Below are 15,533 nucleotides of genomic sequence, written 5' to 3'. Positions count from 1 at the left end.
CTCCAAGCGGTAGCTGCTGTAGGCCGGAACTGCGCTGCGCTTGTTCCGGCCTACGTTTAACCGCGATGCCCACGCGGTTAAACTGTTTAGCACCGTGGTTTGCAGAGGGAGTTGTCTAGTATAAAGGTGATGATGGATACTGAATCAAACGAACTGAGTCCCGCGACGGCTTCGGTGCTGCGCCGATTTGCTGCTCGTAGGACGCGTTTGATTTGGGTTCGGGCGTTGGCGGTGGGACTGTTGGCACTGGCGTTGACCATGGCAGTCGTGATGTTGGTGGACTATCGATGGGTGTTGCCGACCGGAACGCGGTTGTTGATCAGCTTGATCGGCTACTTGGTGACAGTGGCGGCGATGTGGTGGACGTCGCTTCGTTTTTTGAAACTGAACGACCAATACGAACTTGCCAGACAGCTTGAATCGGTGGACCCGCGGCTTCGCGAAGATTTGTTGTCAGCGGTGGAATTGTCGGGGGGCGATGGAGCCAACGGGTCGTTTGAATTTCGCGAACGGTTGCAGCGAGTGGTTGCACTACGAGCCGCTGGCATGGACGTTGCCAAATTGCTGCCGATGGATTTGTTGAAGTCCTGGTTAACGGCGGCGGCAATCGTCGGCGGGCTGACCGCCGTTTTATTGCTGATTCCACCACTGCAAATCGGTCGCCGGATCGCTCGAGCGATGTTGCCGGGGCTGGCGATCGAGCGGGCGTCGTTTACTGAGGTGAAAATCATTGAACCTGATCCAGCCAGCGGGTTTGTCGCGCATGGTGATGCGGTCGGAATCATTGCAGAAGTGTCGAATCTGACGCGGCTTGGGTGGGGACAGTGGATTTCCGAAGATGGTGTTTGGTTGCAGTATCAAAGCGGCGATGCCAAATCAAGCAAAATTGAGATGACGCCCAGAGCTGTCGATGCGAGTGTTGATCAAGCGATCGGGGATGGCAATGAATTCGCCGCCAACTTGATGATGGGACAATCGCCGGTTCGTTATCGGATCATCGCTGGCGATGCGGTGACGTTGTGGAATACGTTGACGCCGCAATCACGTCCACGCGTCGCGGCCTTTTCGGTCGAATATGACTATCCCGTTTATTCCAAGTTGCCTGTCGAAACGGTGTTGCAAGACCATGGCGATCTACGAGCAGTCGTAGGAACACGAGCGACGGTTACGGTGGAGTTTGACGAACCGGTTTCCGACGCTTTGTTTCGCATGGGAAATCGCCGGCGTGAAATAAACCTGACGTCGATCGATGGTTCGACGACTCGGTACAAGGCATTGCTTCCGATCGAATCGCCGGGCGAGTATCAGGTTGATGCGGTGAGCCGCCGATCAGGTTTGTCGAATCCGTTCGGGCGTCGTTATTCGATCGTGCCGCTGGTCGATTCGCCGCCGATCGTTCGCTGGGACGAATCGATGCCCGCTAGTCGCGTTGTTTCGCCGATCGAAGTCGTCTCGCTTGCGGCGGAGGTGGTGGACGACATTCCGATCGAACGCGTGTTGCAGAAAACGATTGTCAATGGCGAAGCGCTCGACGCGGTTCCTGTCGATCTGGGGCAGGCGAGCCGAAAACATGCGATGTCATGGCAGTGGGATCTGTTTGCGTTGGGCCGAACTTTGTCCGTTGGCGACATCGTGCAAACTCGGTTGGTGGCGATCGACCGCCGCGGCCAAATGTCCGACTCTGAAATGATCGAGTTTCTTGTCGCAGAAAAAGGTTTTGATTCGCAGCGGCATGATTCGCTGGATCGTTTGCACCGATTGGCGAATTTGATTCACCGCTGGTTCAAACAAGCCAAGCCGGCGACTGAATCCTTTGATGGCGATGACCAGAATTGGGACGAGTTGCAGTTGCTTACCGATTCTTTGATTGCGACGATTCAGACTGAGCTGGCTCTTGCGAGCGACCAGGACATCGGCAACAAACTTGACCTTTCCGAACCGTTGGAACAAGTTGGCAACGCAATCGTTGATTGGAATGCTCGGATGACGATGTTGCGGATCGCTGGCAACAACGGAAACGGCCAACAAGCTGAGATTGAACGGCTGAGTCGCCAATTGGATTTGATCGATGAAGATGTCAGAGCGTTGTTTTCGCATGCGATGACCGTTGGCTTGATCAGCGACGCGATTGCGATGCGGCGCACGATGACACCGCTGCTGAATCCGGAATCCGGCATTCCGGCGGCTCGGTACGGTCGGTATTTGAACGTCGTTTCAGGTCGGTTGGTTGCCATGGAGTCGATGATTCAAACCTATTCGAGTGGGCTGCAGGAATCGACGTTGGAACATATTGAGAAGTGGCGGAAGTGGAGCGATCGCTGGACGACGGAGTTGGATGATTTGGCTGGTAAGGAAATCGCTACCGGCGACGAAGCCAGAATGATGCTAGATCGATTGAACCTGTTTGATCTGGAATTGCGTCAACAAACGCGTCATTCGATTTTGGATGGCCGCTTGGCATCGACAATGTCGCAAACCACTCGTGAACTCGATCGCACGACACAGTCGGTGGGCGAGGCGACTGCGAAAGTGGCTGAACGGCTTTCAGAAGAAGTGGTCGCAGCGTTGTTGGAAAAGGTGTCGAGTGAGGTTTCGCTGCATCGCCAACTTCCCGACGTGGACCTTCGCTATGCAGCGGATTTGAACCTGTTCAAACGAGCGACCGAAGCGGTCAGCGTTGACGGGTTTGATCAACAAGTCCATCGTGAAATTGCGTCGGCAATTGAGGTGTTGTCGGCGGCTCATCGAGTTGAAGCTGGGCGGCGTCTTGTTGCCCGTCTTGCCTCGGCCGAACAGCGTTTATCGGACACCGCTTTGGCACGCGTCGATCATCCGGCTCAATTGGAACGGTTTTCGACTCGCATGGAACATTCGATTGGCTTGTTGAAGAGTGCAGGCATTGACTGGTCACTGTTGAAACCGATCGATGAAACTCGGTTCGCTGCGGATTACGCTCAGGCACGTGATCGCATCACGCGACGGCGTTGGAGCGACGACGCGATGCAGAGTGCTGCTGGATCGCTTGGTGAAATCCGCGAACAGTTGAAGCGGTCGCTGGTCGCATTGTCGCCGGTCATTGATGAAGCCCGACGTGTGTTGTTGAAGTATGCACCTACGATCGCCGAGCTGGCAAATGCAGCGGAGGCGGAAGTCAAGCAAGACGATACGACTGAAAAAACAGACGACGTGGTCGAAGCGTTGCATGACTTCGCGAACACCGCCGATTTGATCGATCCTGGTCAGCGTGAATTATCGCGCGACGCCGATTCGGCGGCCGCTCAGATTCAAGTGGCAAAGCGTAATGCCGAACTCAGTGAACCGTCGGATTCCGATGACGCGATGCAGCAGCTTGCGGATATTCTTCGCGCGACGGCGGAGCATTTTGATAACGCTGACAAGGGGAAGGATCTGGCGGAATCTCGCGAGGAACTTCGTCGTCGTGAGCAAGAGATGAACTTGCAAGATGATTTGAATCAGCTTTCCAAGCGGACTGAAGCGATTGCTGACGCCGCAGCGAAAACACCGGAAGAATTTCTGAAACAGCTTGAACAACAACTGCGGCAAAACGAAGACATGCAGAACGAGCTCAACGAGATTGCCGACCGTGCGCAGCAGGCGATTGAAGATGACCTGGAAAGACTCGCAAGCGATGAAAATGAAATTAACCGATCGCTTGAGGCATCGGATCCGGAAATCTTGGAACGCAAGCGTCGCATGAGTCGAGAAATGGTTGCGGCCAATCGAAAGCTGACGACGATTAAAGAAGCACTGGTTGCCGGGGCGGAGCGAAGTAGCAATTGGGGAAACCTTGGCGAAACTGGTGATGATTTGCAGCAAGCGCAATCCGAATTGGCTGATGCGATGGAGATTCTAGGAAGTGCAGAAGGCGAAAAGGATACGTTGGATTCGATTCGCCAAACGGCGACGCGGGCAGCCGAGGCAATCGCCGGGATTGCTGAGAGGATGAACGATGTTGCGGGAGAAGCCGGGAAACAGATTGATGAAAATCTGCATCAAAACGAAGCCGCGCGTGCTCAACAGCAGCAGTCGCTTCAGCGGTTTGAACGAGACGCCAGACGAAAGCAAATCAGCGGCGAGCGGATTGTGGAAAGTCTCTGGAAGGGCGTGCAGAATGCGGCAAAGCAGCGGGAGAGAATGAATCATCGTTTGCAAAGCGTCTTGCAACAGCAGGCGAAGCAATTGCGAAAAGATGCAGAAAAGCTAGACGCCGATTCTGAAACGCTAAGCCAGCGAGAACAACGGCAACAACAACTCGATACGCTTCAGGCAAAAGCGAATGAAGTCGAGCGAAAAACAAAGGCTGCGGAAGAGACGAAGGATTTTGCACGCACGCGAATCGAACAAGCAGCGGACCAACGCAGGAAGCTGGAACGCGAACGGTTGGAACCGTTGGACAAGCCGAATCCGGCGGCACAACTTGCCCAGCGGATGGCGAACGCTGCCAAAGATGAATTGCGCAAACTTGAAAGCTTGCTCGGCGATGTTGCCGATGAAATGGATGCGTCCGATGATCTGATGGCGGATCCGGATCAGGCAAAAGAGCTGGTTCAACGCCAGGCCGATATTTCAGAGGACATTCAAAGTGCTGCAGACCATTTGCGGCGGATCGCAAGGCATCAAAAACGTCTGGGTGAGACCCAGCGTGCGGAAAAACTATCGGATGTTGCGGAGGAGATTGAACTGGGAGCAAAGGTGGCTTCGGAGAACGCTGAATCGGATCTTCGTGACGCGTCGAAGTCGCCGGAACAGTCGCCGCAAGCGAATCGGCAAATCGTGGAGACTGCGAAGGAGATTAATGATGTGAACGCGAAGCTTGCTGCGCCGGAGAATTCGGATGCTGGTGAAGGCGACGGGGATTCTGGTGCGTCGGCCAGTCGTAGTGATCGCCAGCTAGCACAAACGCTGGACGAATTGGACCGGTCGATTGCGAAGCCGGATGCGACGCCGGAATCTGCGGGCGAAGCGTCACCCACGTTGTCGTCGGCGTTGGAATCGGTCGCGCAGCAGGTTGCGCGTCGTCGTCAGCAATCGACTGAATCGTCAACCGATGAACGCCCGTTGCCTGAGAATTCAACGGATGAACCCGCCGGCGAACCAGCGGAAGGTGAAGTCGAAGGCAAGGATGGTGGTGAAGGGATGCCTGGCGATCCACCGGTAAATCCACCCGGTGGGCCTTCGGTTCCGATTGATGGGATTGAGTTGGGAGGTAGCGAGTGGGGGCAACTTCGCAGTCGTCGTGATGAAAATGCGGGGCAAGCGAATCGTGCGTTGGTGCCAAACCAGTATCGCCGCGAAATCGAAGCGTACTTCCGTGCGATTGCTTCCGGCCAAGGAGAGTCACGATGAGTTTGGATCGTCGCCAATGGATCGCATTTGCTGCATCGGGAATTTTGCTGGGTGGTCGGGATTCCAAAAGCCAGGAACGATTGCCTGCGGATTTGAACGTTCGCAATTTGTATGTTCCTGATGAATTCGACCAAGCACTTCAGCGTGGTGTTGAGTTTCTGTTGGAGACTCAGCGGGCCGATGGAGCGATTGCTGACAAGAGTAACAGCATCGCGATGACCGCTTTGTCAGTGATGGCGATGGCGTCCATCGGGATGACGCCATCGACGACTGGTAAACGTGGTCGGGCGATGGAGCGGGCGATTGAGTATGTGCTGGATCACGATTTCCAAGACGCTCGCGGCTATTTTGGCGATCGAGATGGTTCGCGAATGTACGGCCACGGCATCGTGACTTTGATGCTGACCGAGATGTTAGGGATGGGATCGACGCTGGATCAAAACCGTCGGATGCACGAATCATTGGTCAACGCGATCAAGCTGATCTTGGCGGCGCAAGAAGTATCAAAGCCGGAGAAGATGCAAGGAGGATGGCGTTATTCGCCGTCGAGCCGCGATTCAGATTTATCGGTTTCGGTGTGGCAGTTAATGGCACTGCGGTCGGCAAAAAATGACGGCGTGCAGGTGCCGGGCGAGGCGATTGATCGGGCGATTGAGTTCCTGAAAAATTCCTACGCATCGCCAATTGATCGCAGCGGAGAATTTCGCGATGCAATCAGCGGTTTTTGTTACACGCCTGGTACTCGGCACGCGACGTTCACGATGACGTCGGCCGGTTTGTTGGCGCTGCAGGTTTGCGGCCAATACGATTCGCCGATGGTCAGCGGTGCGACGCAGTGGTTGTTGGCTCACCCGCCAAGAATTAGCGAGCGATTTTTCTACTACGGAATCTATTACTACGCTCAAGCGATGCACCAGGTCGGGGGCGAAGCGGCCGCGGTCGCGGACAAGTTGGTCCCAGAATTGTTGATCGAATCACAACGCAATGACGGCAGTTGGATCGGTCGTGGTGGCGAGGAAAAGAATGTCGGAACGGTCTACGCAACGACGCTTGCGATCTTAAGTTTGAGCGTTCGGTATCACTATCTGCCGATTTACCAGAAGTGAAAAGTTCGATAGTCGCCTTTTGGTCCGCAAAAGCAGCGAGAGCGAACGCAACTTTCGCGGAGCGAAAGGCGACTATCTTCAGGATGCTTTTAGCTTTCGGGCTGCAATTCGATTTGTGTTTCGTAGACCTGTTTCTGTCTGATCGCTTTTTCGCCGGCGATGTTGGCGACGATTTTATCGACGTGTTGGTGGCAGTTTTCTAGGAAGGTTTTGTACTTGCTGTTTTGCGTTCCAGCGACGGCGGTTCCGGCGACATAGATGCCATCGACATTGGTCTGCATCGTTTCGGGATCGTAGACGGGACGCTGCATCGATTCGATCAGCTCGATGCCACAAGATTGGAACAATGACTTTTCTTGTTGGTAACCGATCAGCGAAAGCACGTCGTCAACCTGCACGTCGTAAGTCGTTTCGTCATCATGGCGTTGCAAAGTGATCTGGTTTGGCGTGATCTTGATTGGCAGTGTATTGAAATGAGCTTTTATTCGTCCGGCTTCGATCAGGCCAAGGATTTCGGGCGTCAACCAATACTTGATACTGGCGGTTGGCAGTTCCGATTGGCGGTAGCTGATTTCGACCTTCGCACCGGCGTGATGCAACCGCAATGCGGCTTCGACGGCACTGTTGCGACCGCCAACAATCATCACTCGGCGACCGCTGTAGCGATGCGGTTCGCGCAGATAGCCATCGACGTGGGGTAAATCATGTCCGGGGATTTCTAGCGAGCGTGGGTAGTCGGTGCCGCCGATCGCCAAGACGACTTGCTCGCACGTGATCGTTTCGCTCTTGCCGCCCGCATTGGACTCGGTGGTGACGACGAAACCGCCCGATGGCAGGCGATCGATTTTGGTGACTCGCTCAAATGTGCGAATCGCTAGATCGAATTGGGCAACGACGCTGCGCAGGTAGGTGAGATACTCTTCGCGGGTGGCTTTGGAACCATCCACGGTCATCAGGGGAACGCCGGCGATTGAAATGCGTTCGTTGCTGCTGAACCATTTCGTTTGCGGTGCCCACCAACTGATCGTGTGACCGATCGGGCCTGCTTCGATAATTTGAGCGTCGATCGAGTGTTGTTTCAGCGAAACGGCAAGCTCGATGCCGATTGGTCCACCGCCGACAACGACGACTTGGGTGTGTTTTGATTCGTTCATGCCTGAAGTCTAACCAAAAAAAGCGGATTGCCGAAGGAATCGACAACCCGCTTTGTTTTGCGTTTAGCTTCTGTGACCGCCGGGGGCGATCTACATGCCTGCTTGTGATGCGACAGTTCCGACGCTGAAGTTTGTGTCGTCGTCGTCGGAAAGGCCGATTGATGCTGCGGCTGCTGCGGCACCGAGCATGCCAAAGCTTCCGCCGCCACCAAGCATTCCGCCACCACCGCCGCTGGAAACTCCACCGCCTCCGCCACCGCGGAGGGATCCGACTGAATTAAATCCACCGCCGGCGGGTGCCACGCTAGGAGCTGGTGCGAAGCCAGGGTCGGCAGCGAACTGGCCGCCGTTCTGGATTGCGGTTCCCGACATGATGCTTTCAGCGGTAGGCAGGGCTGATTGAAACTGAACCAATTGCGTTCCGTTGCCCTTCAGGAATTCAACCACTTCGCCACGCATTTGAAGCGAAGCGTTTCGCAGTTGTGTCAATTCGTTAGTGGCGTTTTGTGTTGGAGCCTTCATCAGTTCGTCGATGCGGCTGACCAAGCTGTCGATGCGGCCGAGCATTTCGTCGCCGGTGAATTCGGCGGTCGATACGTCGGTGCGAATTTGTTCGTAGGTCGTTGCAACGCTGAACACGCTGTCAACGGTTTCGTTTACAGAGGCAGCTTGCGGGCTGACGTTGGTCGCATCGGCGTCAGCAGCTTGGCTGTGAGCAGAAAATGCGAACGACGCGGTCATGGCAGCAACTGCTGCGGCGGGTCGAAGGATCTTCATGGTAAGTTCTCTTGGGATAGGTAGTTGATACTGGCAACTCTTGAAGCGCTGCTAATTTGTGCCATAGAATTGTTTTGTGCGGGCTAAGTTTTGTCTGTTTAGTAAGCGCCTTTGCGGGTAATGACGGTCATCGGGGTTTTGACCAAGATCCAAGCGTCCAACCATAACGACCAGTTCGCTGCGTAATGGCCGACCAGGAAAACGCGAGCTTCAAATGAGGTGTCGTTCCGCCCAGAGACCTGCCACAACCCCGTGATGCCGGGCCACATGTGGCTGTATTGGTAATACTGGTCTTGGTACTTCACAATTTCGCCAGGCGGCACCGGTCGCGGCCCCACCAAACTCATTTGACCGACCAGCACGTTCCAAAGTTGCGGCAGCTCATCCAGGCTTGACGAACGAAGCATTCGACCGATCCCTGGAATGATTCGCGGATCGTCTTTTAGTTTGTTGTCCGCAGCCCACTGAGCGCGTGCGATTGGATCTGATGCGAGTTTTTCTTTTAAGACAGCGTCGGCACCGGGGACCATGGAACGGAACTTCCACATTTTGAATCGGCGGCCGTGCTGACCGATTCGCGGGCTGCCGTAAATGATCGGTCCGGGCGATTGGATCTTGATGGCAATCGCGATCAGGGACATGGGAATCGCCAAGGCCAACAAGCCGGGGATGACCAACGCCAGGTCGAGCGTCCGTTTTAGCAATCGCGGTGTAAAGCGAAGGAAGGGAACATTGAGCCGCCGTTGAAATTCGCCGATCGGATTTGACGTTTCAGAAAACATCGCGGATTCATCCATCCAAACCAACGATGGAAATTGGAACATCAATCGCTGGGCCAACGCGTTTGCTTCGACCGAGGCCAACGCGGCAATCGGTGCTCGATGTTTGACTGCGATCGAAAACGCATTCAAACCGGACCCCAGCAAGTTTGCGTCTTTGCCGGCATGCTTGTTGAAATCGTTTTGGTTGCAGACATAACCAATCACGATCAATCCGGATTCGCGGCGCGATTGGACTTGTCGGCACAGCGGTTCGCAGGTCGTTCGGCTGCCGATCATCAGCGTGCGAATGCCCCACCAAGACGTCTTGGCTAGGCTGGCGCGTGACAGATGCCGGGCCAGCGGCAACAGCCCCATGACCAGGAATGTTGCCAAGACAAAAATCGCAAACTCGATCCGTGGCAGATGCCCAAAGATCATGTTCAGCGAGGATAACGCCAGGCACGAATAGACGGCGGACCTGGCAACGCCACGCAGTTCGCTGACCGCGGCAACGCCAGCGCCTGGGTACAATCCATGCAACCAAACCAGCCCGGTTTGAATCACCAGCCAAGCGGGCAACTGTTTCCAGACGCCTGGATTCAAAGTGTGACCCTGCCAAAGGTTGATCACGCATGCTGAAACCAACATTGCGATTGTGGCCAGGACAAGGTCAACGATCAAAAGCGGTAAGCCCGTTCTTAGGCTTTGCAGCGTCAGGTCAAGATTCAGCCGCAGGTTGGGTTGGGCGGCGGTGTGAAGTTTGACAATCGAATCGAGCGATTGCAGTTGCTCGGGATTGTGATCGAGCTGCGTGGGTTGCTGTGCGGGAACGCGGTCGGGGATCAGGTGCGGTGCCGGTACCAGTGATGATGGCGTCGGCGATGATGGCGTCGGCGACCCGAGATGATGGGGCGCATGTGTGTGCGCATTCTCATTGATCGGATTCAGAGCGGGTGCAGGGGGAAGCACAGCGGACCGGTGGATTTTGGGAGGCAGCGGGTGGGAGCCCGGGAAGGACCGATTCGATGCTTGCGGAGGGGAGGCGCACGACGAACCGAGCCATTGGGTGGTTTCGTTCCTCCGATGGGTCCGGGTGAAGCGTTTCCGGGGCGGATGCTGGAAAGTTTCACGCCCGCGATTCTTTTATCGGTGCATTCCGGCGATTCGATACCCCTTGAGCAAGCGGGCTGGGTTCGATACACTTCCGCGAAATCCAAACCTGATGGTTGATATTCGTATAGGAAGAATGTAGAGATGGCACATAAGAAAGGCCAAGGATCGAGCCGTAACGGTCGCGATTCCAATGCACAACGACGTGGCGTGAAGAAATTTGGCGGCGAAGTCGTCCGTGCTGGCAATATCCTGGTTCGCCAGGTTGGCAACAAGTTCCACGCAGGCCGCGGCGTTGGCCAAGGTAACGACTACACTTTGTTCGCTTTGATCGACGGAAACGTTGAATTCGATCGCAAAGGTCGTCGCATCAACGTGGTCGCTTCGGCACCAGTGGAAGCCAACTAGAGACTCGCAACAGTTTCTAGCGATCCAAATCAGCATCCGCAGCGGCCACCTGAGCCGCTGCTTTTTCTTGCGCCGCTGGCTTGCCGTCTGAAGGTAAAGCTTTTGCCAATTCGGCTGCGGCAATCGAGGCGAGTTCTTGGCCAGCGACGGCCAAGTTGGCGAATCGTGATCCAAGTTCGTGGAACGATACCGTCGGCACGGATTCGGCCAGCGACGTTCGGTTGAGAAGCGTTGTCGCTCGCTGCCACGCCATTTCCTTTGCAGCACGGTCTTGTTGAACGATCCAAGCACCGATGTTTTTTGCCACAGCGAAACTTGCCGATGCCGAGGCAACGATCTTGTCGGCTTGCACCTGACGGGAAGCGATTTGAATTCCTGAAGGGGCGGCGGCGCGAGCTTCGGCAAGCATGGAATCGATGTTGCCGATCGCCGCAAGATAGTCGTTCGCTTGATCGTTGATCAGAATACTCTTGGCGGAAGACGCAGCCGCGAAGGCGAGATCGTCGGCGTCAAAGCTTCGCGATGAATGGCGGATGCAGAACGGGCGTGTCACCGTTGGCAGAATACTCCAAACTTTCAGTTGACCCGATTCGAGCATGCCATTGTCGGCAAGGTCGCCAGCGTAGGGGCCGCTGCGAAGTGTCGTGATCATTGCTGAACTACCGACCAACGGGTTTCGCCTTGCAACGGAGATGAACGAGTCACCGTCGATGCTTTTGCGGCTTTCAACGTAGTTGCGAACTTCCACGTGATTGATGTCGGCATCAACAGGCTCTTCGTCGGCGAGTTGGTCGAGCATTCGATCGATCGACAGCATTTGATCGTCGGGCGATTCGATGATGGCAGCGCTGGCGATTGTCGCTGGTCCGCCGGCAGTTTCGGCTTGGGCAAGTTGGTTGCACCAGTCCAAGAATTCTGTCATCGATTCGCTGGACGGTGTCAGCCGAGGTCCAACGACGGCAAACGGCTCGGTCACTTGCTGAACACGAACGCTAGCGAGGGCCATGATTGCGGTGGTGATGGAAACCTGCGCAGGTGACACTGTTGCTGGCAAGGTATCGATCTGTGAACGCAAAGCGATGCGATGAAGCGGAGCGGAATCATGGGTGCCACCAGTTACATTGAAACCGCAGGCGGCAGCGCCTGAATGGATCGCGGACCAGTTGACCGGACAACACTCATCAGGTCGGCTTGATGGAAAGTCCGTGACGGGAACCATCCCATGATCAAAACGGTGATCACTGGCCAGAGACGGGATTGGCACCATCGCCGCGATCGAGATCGCGAGCAGGATTGAATGGAAGCAGTCGATTAATCGGCGGGACATTCGTTCATCACTCCGTGATTTCACCGCTGCGAATTCGACGGTCGCGAATCCAGCATTCTGGGTGAGTGGCGCATAGGCGGTTCCTGGCGACCATTCCATGCACCTGTTTTGTTGGGTGCTTAGCCGCGGGGCTTCGGTATCAGTTTCATTTTCAGCTTCTCTGGTAGCGGTATGGGCAAGGTCAGGTGGGAAAGCAACCTCGGTCTTCAGATCATCCACTGCACCGGAGAAAATTCATCGGAACATGGGTGCTATCGGCGACTTTGACGACTGGGCTTTGGTGTCCGATCAGTAAATGGAAGACGATTGTCAGTTACCCGTGGGGTTGTAGGGTTTGCACGCCCCAAGAAGCTGTCCCAAACCAATTTCCCAGTCTTCCCGTAGCTGGGCCCATTAAACTGTTTAACCGCCAGGCCCCGTCGGGGAACCAGAAAGTAGGCCGTAGCGAGCCATAGCGAGTTACGGCGTTGCGCACATTGCCGTAACTCGCTAAGGCTCGCTACGGCCTACATACTGGCGATCAGGGAAATGTGCCGTTCCCACAATGCTTCACAGCGCTGCAGTTTGTGTTGTCTGCCATGGCATTTTATTGACGCGATCGTTCCTCAGCGGGTAGGATTTAGGCAGATGAAGCGAGCGTGGATGTGATTCTTTTTGCTTGCCCAGAAAGTAGGCCGTAGCGAGCCAAAGCGAGTTACGGCGTTGCGCACATTGCCGTAACTCGCTATGGCTCGCTACGGCCTACATACTGGCGATCAGGGAAATGTGCCGTTGCCACAATGCTTCACAGCGTCCCAGTTTGTGTTGTCTGCCATGGCATTTTATTGACGCGATCGTTCCTCAGCGGGTAGGATTTAGGCAGATGAAGTGAGCGTGGATGTGATTCTTTTTGCTTGCCCAGACTGAGAGCTTTCGTATGAACAGTGTTTCCACCGTCGAAGCGACCTCGCAAACGACACTGATGAGTGTCAATCCAGCGTTCTTGCGAGAGATCAAGGACAGCAATCCTGACTACATGGAATCGGTTAGGCGTATCCAGCATATTTGTCACAGTCCCGATGATCCGACAAGCCTTTGCAGGAATCTGGTGAAGGGCTTGGATGACCTGCGTGACATTGTTGCACTTCAATTCTCGCTGGAAGAGTCTTACGGATACATCGCGATCGGCGACCTCCGCGACTTTGGGACCACCGAGACGCCGGTGACCCGCAAAACCGCCCGCACTCAAGCAGAACATCGGTCGCTGTATATCCAATTAAGTGAGCTCGCTGAGCTTGCAGAGGAATTACAATATCGGGGAGTGGAACATTCGATGCTGATTGATTTGTCCGCAAGAGTCTGTGACTTTGTGGATCGATTGCTGACGCACGAACGTGACGAGGCCGAACTGATCGAGCAAACCCTTGCGGCGTTGAAATTGCAGCCACCCCAATCTCGCTAAACCGATTGCCTGATCAGTCGATTCCTTTCATCTTCTTATGACATCCAATGACATGAATTCTGAACAACGTACCCTGAATTCTGAACAACGTTCGTTGGGCGATTCGTTCACCAAGCCAATGGAGATTCTATTGGTCGAAGATGGTTGGGTGGACGCTCGCGTCACGATCTACGCGGTTCGACGCAGCCAGGTGCATCACCGAATCACGCTGGTCCGAACGGTTGCCGAGGCGACTGAGTTTCTGATGCGTCAGGGAATTTTCTCGCGAGCACCTTGGCCGGATCTTTTGCTATTGGACATGATGCTGCCCGATGGAAGCGGAATCGACGTGATTGAAAAGCTGGCAGAATTGGATTGCCCCGTGGGATCGGAACCGCCGACGACGGTTGTCTTGACGGCGTCGACCGACGAGGGGCTTCGCCAGCGATGCAATGATTTGCAGGTCAGTGACTTTATGAAGAAGCCGGTCAGTGAAGCAGACTTCATGAGGGTCGTACGCGAGCACAAGCGACTGATGGTCCACCGAACGCCAGTCATGTTGCCGGCGTAGAGTCATCTCTTTCGCTGTTCGACCGCTTTCTTGCAAAACATCGGCGCTGTGCCGGGGTTTAAACTGACATGCACCAAAAAACATTCATCGCTCTTTTTCTCTCTCTGGTCATCACCGGATTTGCTTCCGCACAACGCCCCGGTGGTGACAGGGGCGACCGAGGTGGCCGCGGTGACAGGGGTGATCGTGGCGACAGAGGCGATCGCAGAGGCCGCGGTGGATTTGACCCCAGTTCCTTTCTGGATCGATTGGACAAGAACGGCAATGGTGTTATCGATCCTGACGAACAAGAAGGCCCAGCTCAGTTTATGATCAAGCGGCTCGCGTCAACCGATTCCAGCATCGTGGCCGGGCGTCCTATTTCGATCCAAAAGATCAAGGATGGGTTTGAAAAAATGCGAGGCGGCCGTGGATCAGACAATGACCGGGACAGAGATCGCGGTCGAGATCGTGACCGTGATCGCGGTCGTGATTCAAGTCGCGATCGACGCGACAGTGACGAATCGCTGATGGCCGAATTATTGGTGCCAGGGTTTGGCGATGAGCAAGCCTTCGATGATTTGATCCTTGGGTTCGGACCCAATGCCGAAATGATGACCGCAATCGTCACCGAGGCGGATCGTAACGAAGCGAGGCAGAATATGGGTCGCTTTGACAGAAACAAAAATCAGTACATCGATCGTGACGAAATCACCAGCCGCTTTGCCGGGAACCCGTTGGACTTTGATCGCAACCGCGACGGCCGATTGTCTTTGGAAGAATTAGCCGTTCGCTATGCCCGGCGACGAGAAGGCAAAAGCGATCAGTCAAACAAAAAGAGCGATGGGAAAGGTCGAGAGAAAACAGAACGGGGCAGCAGCGAAGTTCCTGACATTTACAACGGTCGGCGATCTTACCGAACGACTGCCCGTTCAACTTCCACCGAAGGATTGCCCGGCTATTTCACTGAACAAGATCGAAACGGTGACGGCCAGCTTTCGATGGCCGAGTTCATGCCGGAGAATCCAGAAGATTGGAACGACGAGGAGTTGGCAAAGTTCTTCGATGTCGATTTCAACGAAGACGGCGTGATCACAGCCTCTGAATCGCTACGCAGTGTGGAAGAAGGCCCGGCGTCATCGTTGCGGGCACAGGCGGCTGGACAAACCACGCCCGGAACATCCACCGCATCGTCGGCTCCGCCAGCAGAAACCGGCCCCATCGATCAAAAGTACGTCGATCTAGCCAAACGGATCATTGGCCGACGAGACGCAAACGGTGATGGAGTTCTAACGGGATCCGAATGGAAAACAATGTTGATGAGTCCCGCAGCGGCGGACGCCAACCGAGACGGCAAAATCACGGCTGACGAATACGCCCGATGGACCAAGTCCCGCGAATCGGGTTCGTAAGCGGGTTGATCTTGTGAGTCTTGGTCTTGTGAGCCTCGGCCGCGTAAGAGAACGTCCGGCTTAGATCCGGATCATGCCGACGGTCAGGCTCCGCTAGTCCCGGCGGGACGGAAGCTCTCTGCCGGGGATGTAAATCCCCGG

At 55.1% G+C, this 15,533-nt stretch carries 10 protein-coding genes; 6 read left to right on the top strand and 4 right to left on the bottom strand.

The genetic code is table 11. The features are described from left to right. Positions 1-132 precede the first annotated feature (132 nt). Together RC85_RS13290 and RC85_RS13285 are read left to right on the top strand one after the other, a co-directional pair. Positions 133-5,367 carry a hypothetical protein gene (locus RC85_RS13290; protein WP_068263506.1) on the top strand — a complete coding sequence of 1,745 codons (5,235 nt, stop codon included), beginning with the start codon at positions 133-135 and terminating at the stop codon, positions 5,365-5,367. Next, on the top strand, positions 5,364-6,473 hold the full coding sequence (locus RC85_RS13285; RefSeq protein WP_068263505.1) for a prenyltransferase/squalene oxidase repeat-containing protein: 1,110 nt from the start codon (positions 5,364-5,366) through the stop codon (positions 6,471-6,473). The genes RC85_RS13290 and RC85_RS13285 overlap by 4 nt, the downstream gene beginning before the upstream one ends. Positions 6,474-6,562: 89 nt before the next feature. Here RC85_RS13285 and RC85_RS13280 read toward each other — a convergent pair whose 3' ends face one another. The 3 genes from RC85_RS13280 to RC85_RS13270 all read right to left on the bottom strand — a co-directional run bounded on the left by RC85_RS13280 (position 6,563) and on the right by RC85_RS13270 (position 10,134). Then, positions 6,563-7,627, bottom strand: coding sequence for an NAD(P)-binding domain-containing protein (locus tag RC85_RS13280; protein ID WP_068263504.1), 1,065 nt, complete (start codon positions 7,625-7,627; stop codon positions 6,563-6,565). 90 nt (positions 7,628-7,717) lie between these two features. Beyond that, complete coding sequence (locus RC85_RS26820; protein ID WP_068263503.1) at positions 7,718-8,404, bottom strand: hypothetical protein; 687 nt, start codon at positions 8,402-8,404, stop codon at positions 7,718-7,720. A gap of 98 nt (positions 8,405-8,502) precedes the next feature. After that, on the bottom strand, positions 8,503-10,134 hold the full coding sequence (locus tag RC85_RS13270) for an exopolysaccharide biosynthesis polyprenyl glycosylphosphotransferase (protein ID WP_068263502.1): 1,632 nt from the start codon (positions 10,132-10,134) through the stop codon (positions 8,503-8,505). Positions 10,135-10,419: 285 nt separating this feature from the next. Between RC85_RS13270 and rpmA the strand changes: the two genes are divergently transcribed. Continuing rightward, the gene (gene rpmA, locus RC85_RS13265) at positions 10,420-10,683 is read left to right on the top strand and encodes a 50S ribosomal protein L27 (protein WP_068263501.1); all 264 of its coding nucleotides are present in this window, start codon (positions 10,420-10,422) and stop codon (positions 10,681-10,683) included. A gap of 16 nt (positions 10,684-10,699) precedes the next feature. On the opposite strand, the gene RC85_RS13260 is transcribed toward rpmA, so the two are convergent. Continuing rightward, the gene (locus RC85_RS13260) at positions 10,700-12,010 is read right to left on the bottom strand and encodes a hypothetical protein (RefSeq protein WP_162273209.1); all 1,311 of its coding nucleotides are present in this window, start codon (positions 12,008-12,010) and stop codon (positions 10,700-10,702) included. A gap of 916 nt (positions 12,011-12,926) precedes the next feature. Here RC85_RS13260 and RC85_RS13255 point away from each other — a divergent pair. The 3 genes from RC85_RS13255 to RC85_RS13245 all read left to right on the top strand — a co-directional run bounded on the left by RC85_RS13255 (position 12,927) and on the right by RC85_RS13245 (position 15,392). After that, a complete protein-coding gene (locus RC85_RS13255; RefSeq protein ID WP_068263496.1) occupies positions 12,927-13,451 on the top strand; it encodes a hypothetical protein in 525 nt (174 codons plus the stop codon). Between the two features lie 52 nt (positions 13,452-13,503). Then, positions 13,504-14,001: a response regulator gene (locus RC85_RS13250; protein ID WP_235033121.1), complete on the top strand. Its 498-nt coding sequence runs from the start codon at positions 13,504-13,506 to the stop codon at positions 13,999-14,001. A 68-nt stretch (positions 14,002-14,069) separates the two neighbouring features. Continuing rightward, entirely contained in the window at positions 14,070-15,392 is a 1,323-nt protein-coding gene (locus RC85_RS13245; protein WP_084422633.1) for an EF-hand domain-containing protein, read from the top strand. Positions 15,393-15,533: the final 141 nt, after the last annotated feature.

The sequence above is a fragment of the Rubripirellula obstinata genome (assembly GCF_001642955.1).
Classification (GTDB): domain Bacteria; phylum Planctomycetota; class Planctomycetia; order Pirellulales; family Pirellulaceae; genus Rubripirellula; species Rubripirellula obstinata.
The sequence above is the reverse complement of the archived record's forward strand: the minus strand, read 5'-3'. Positions and strand labels throughout refer to the sequence as shown.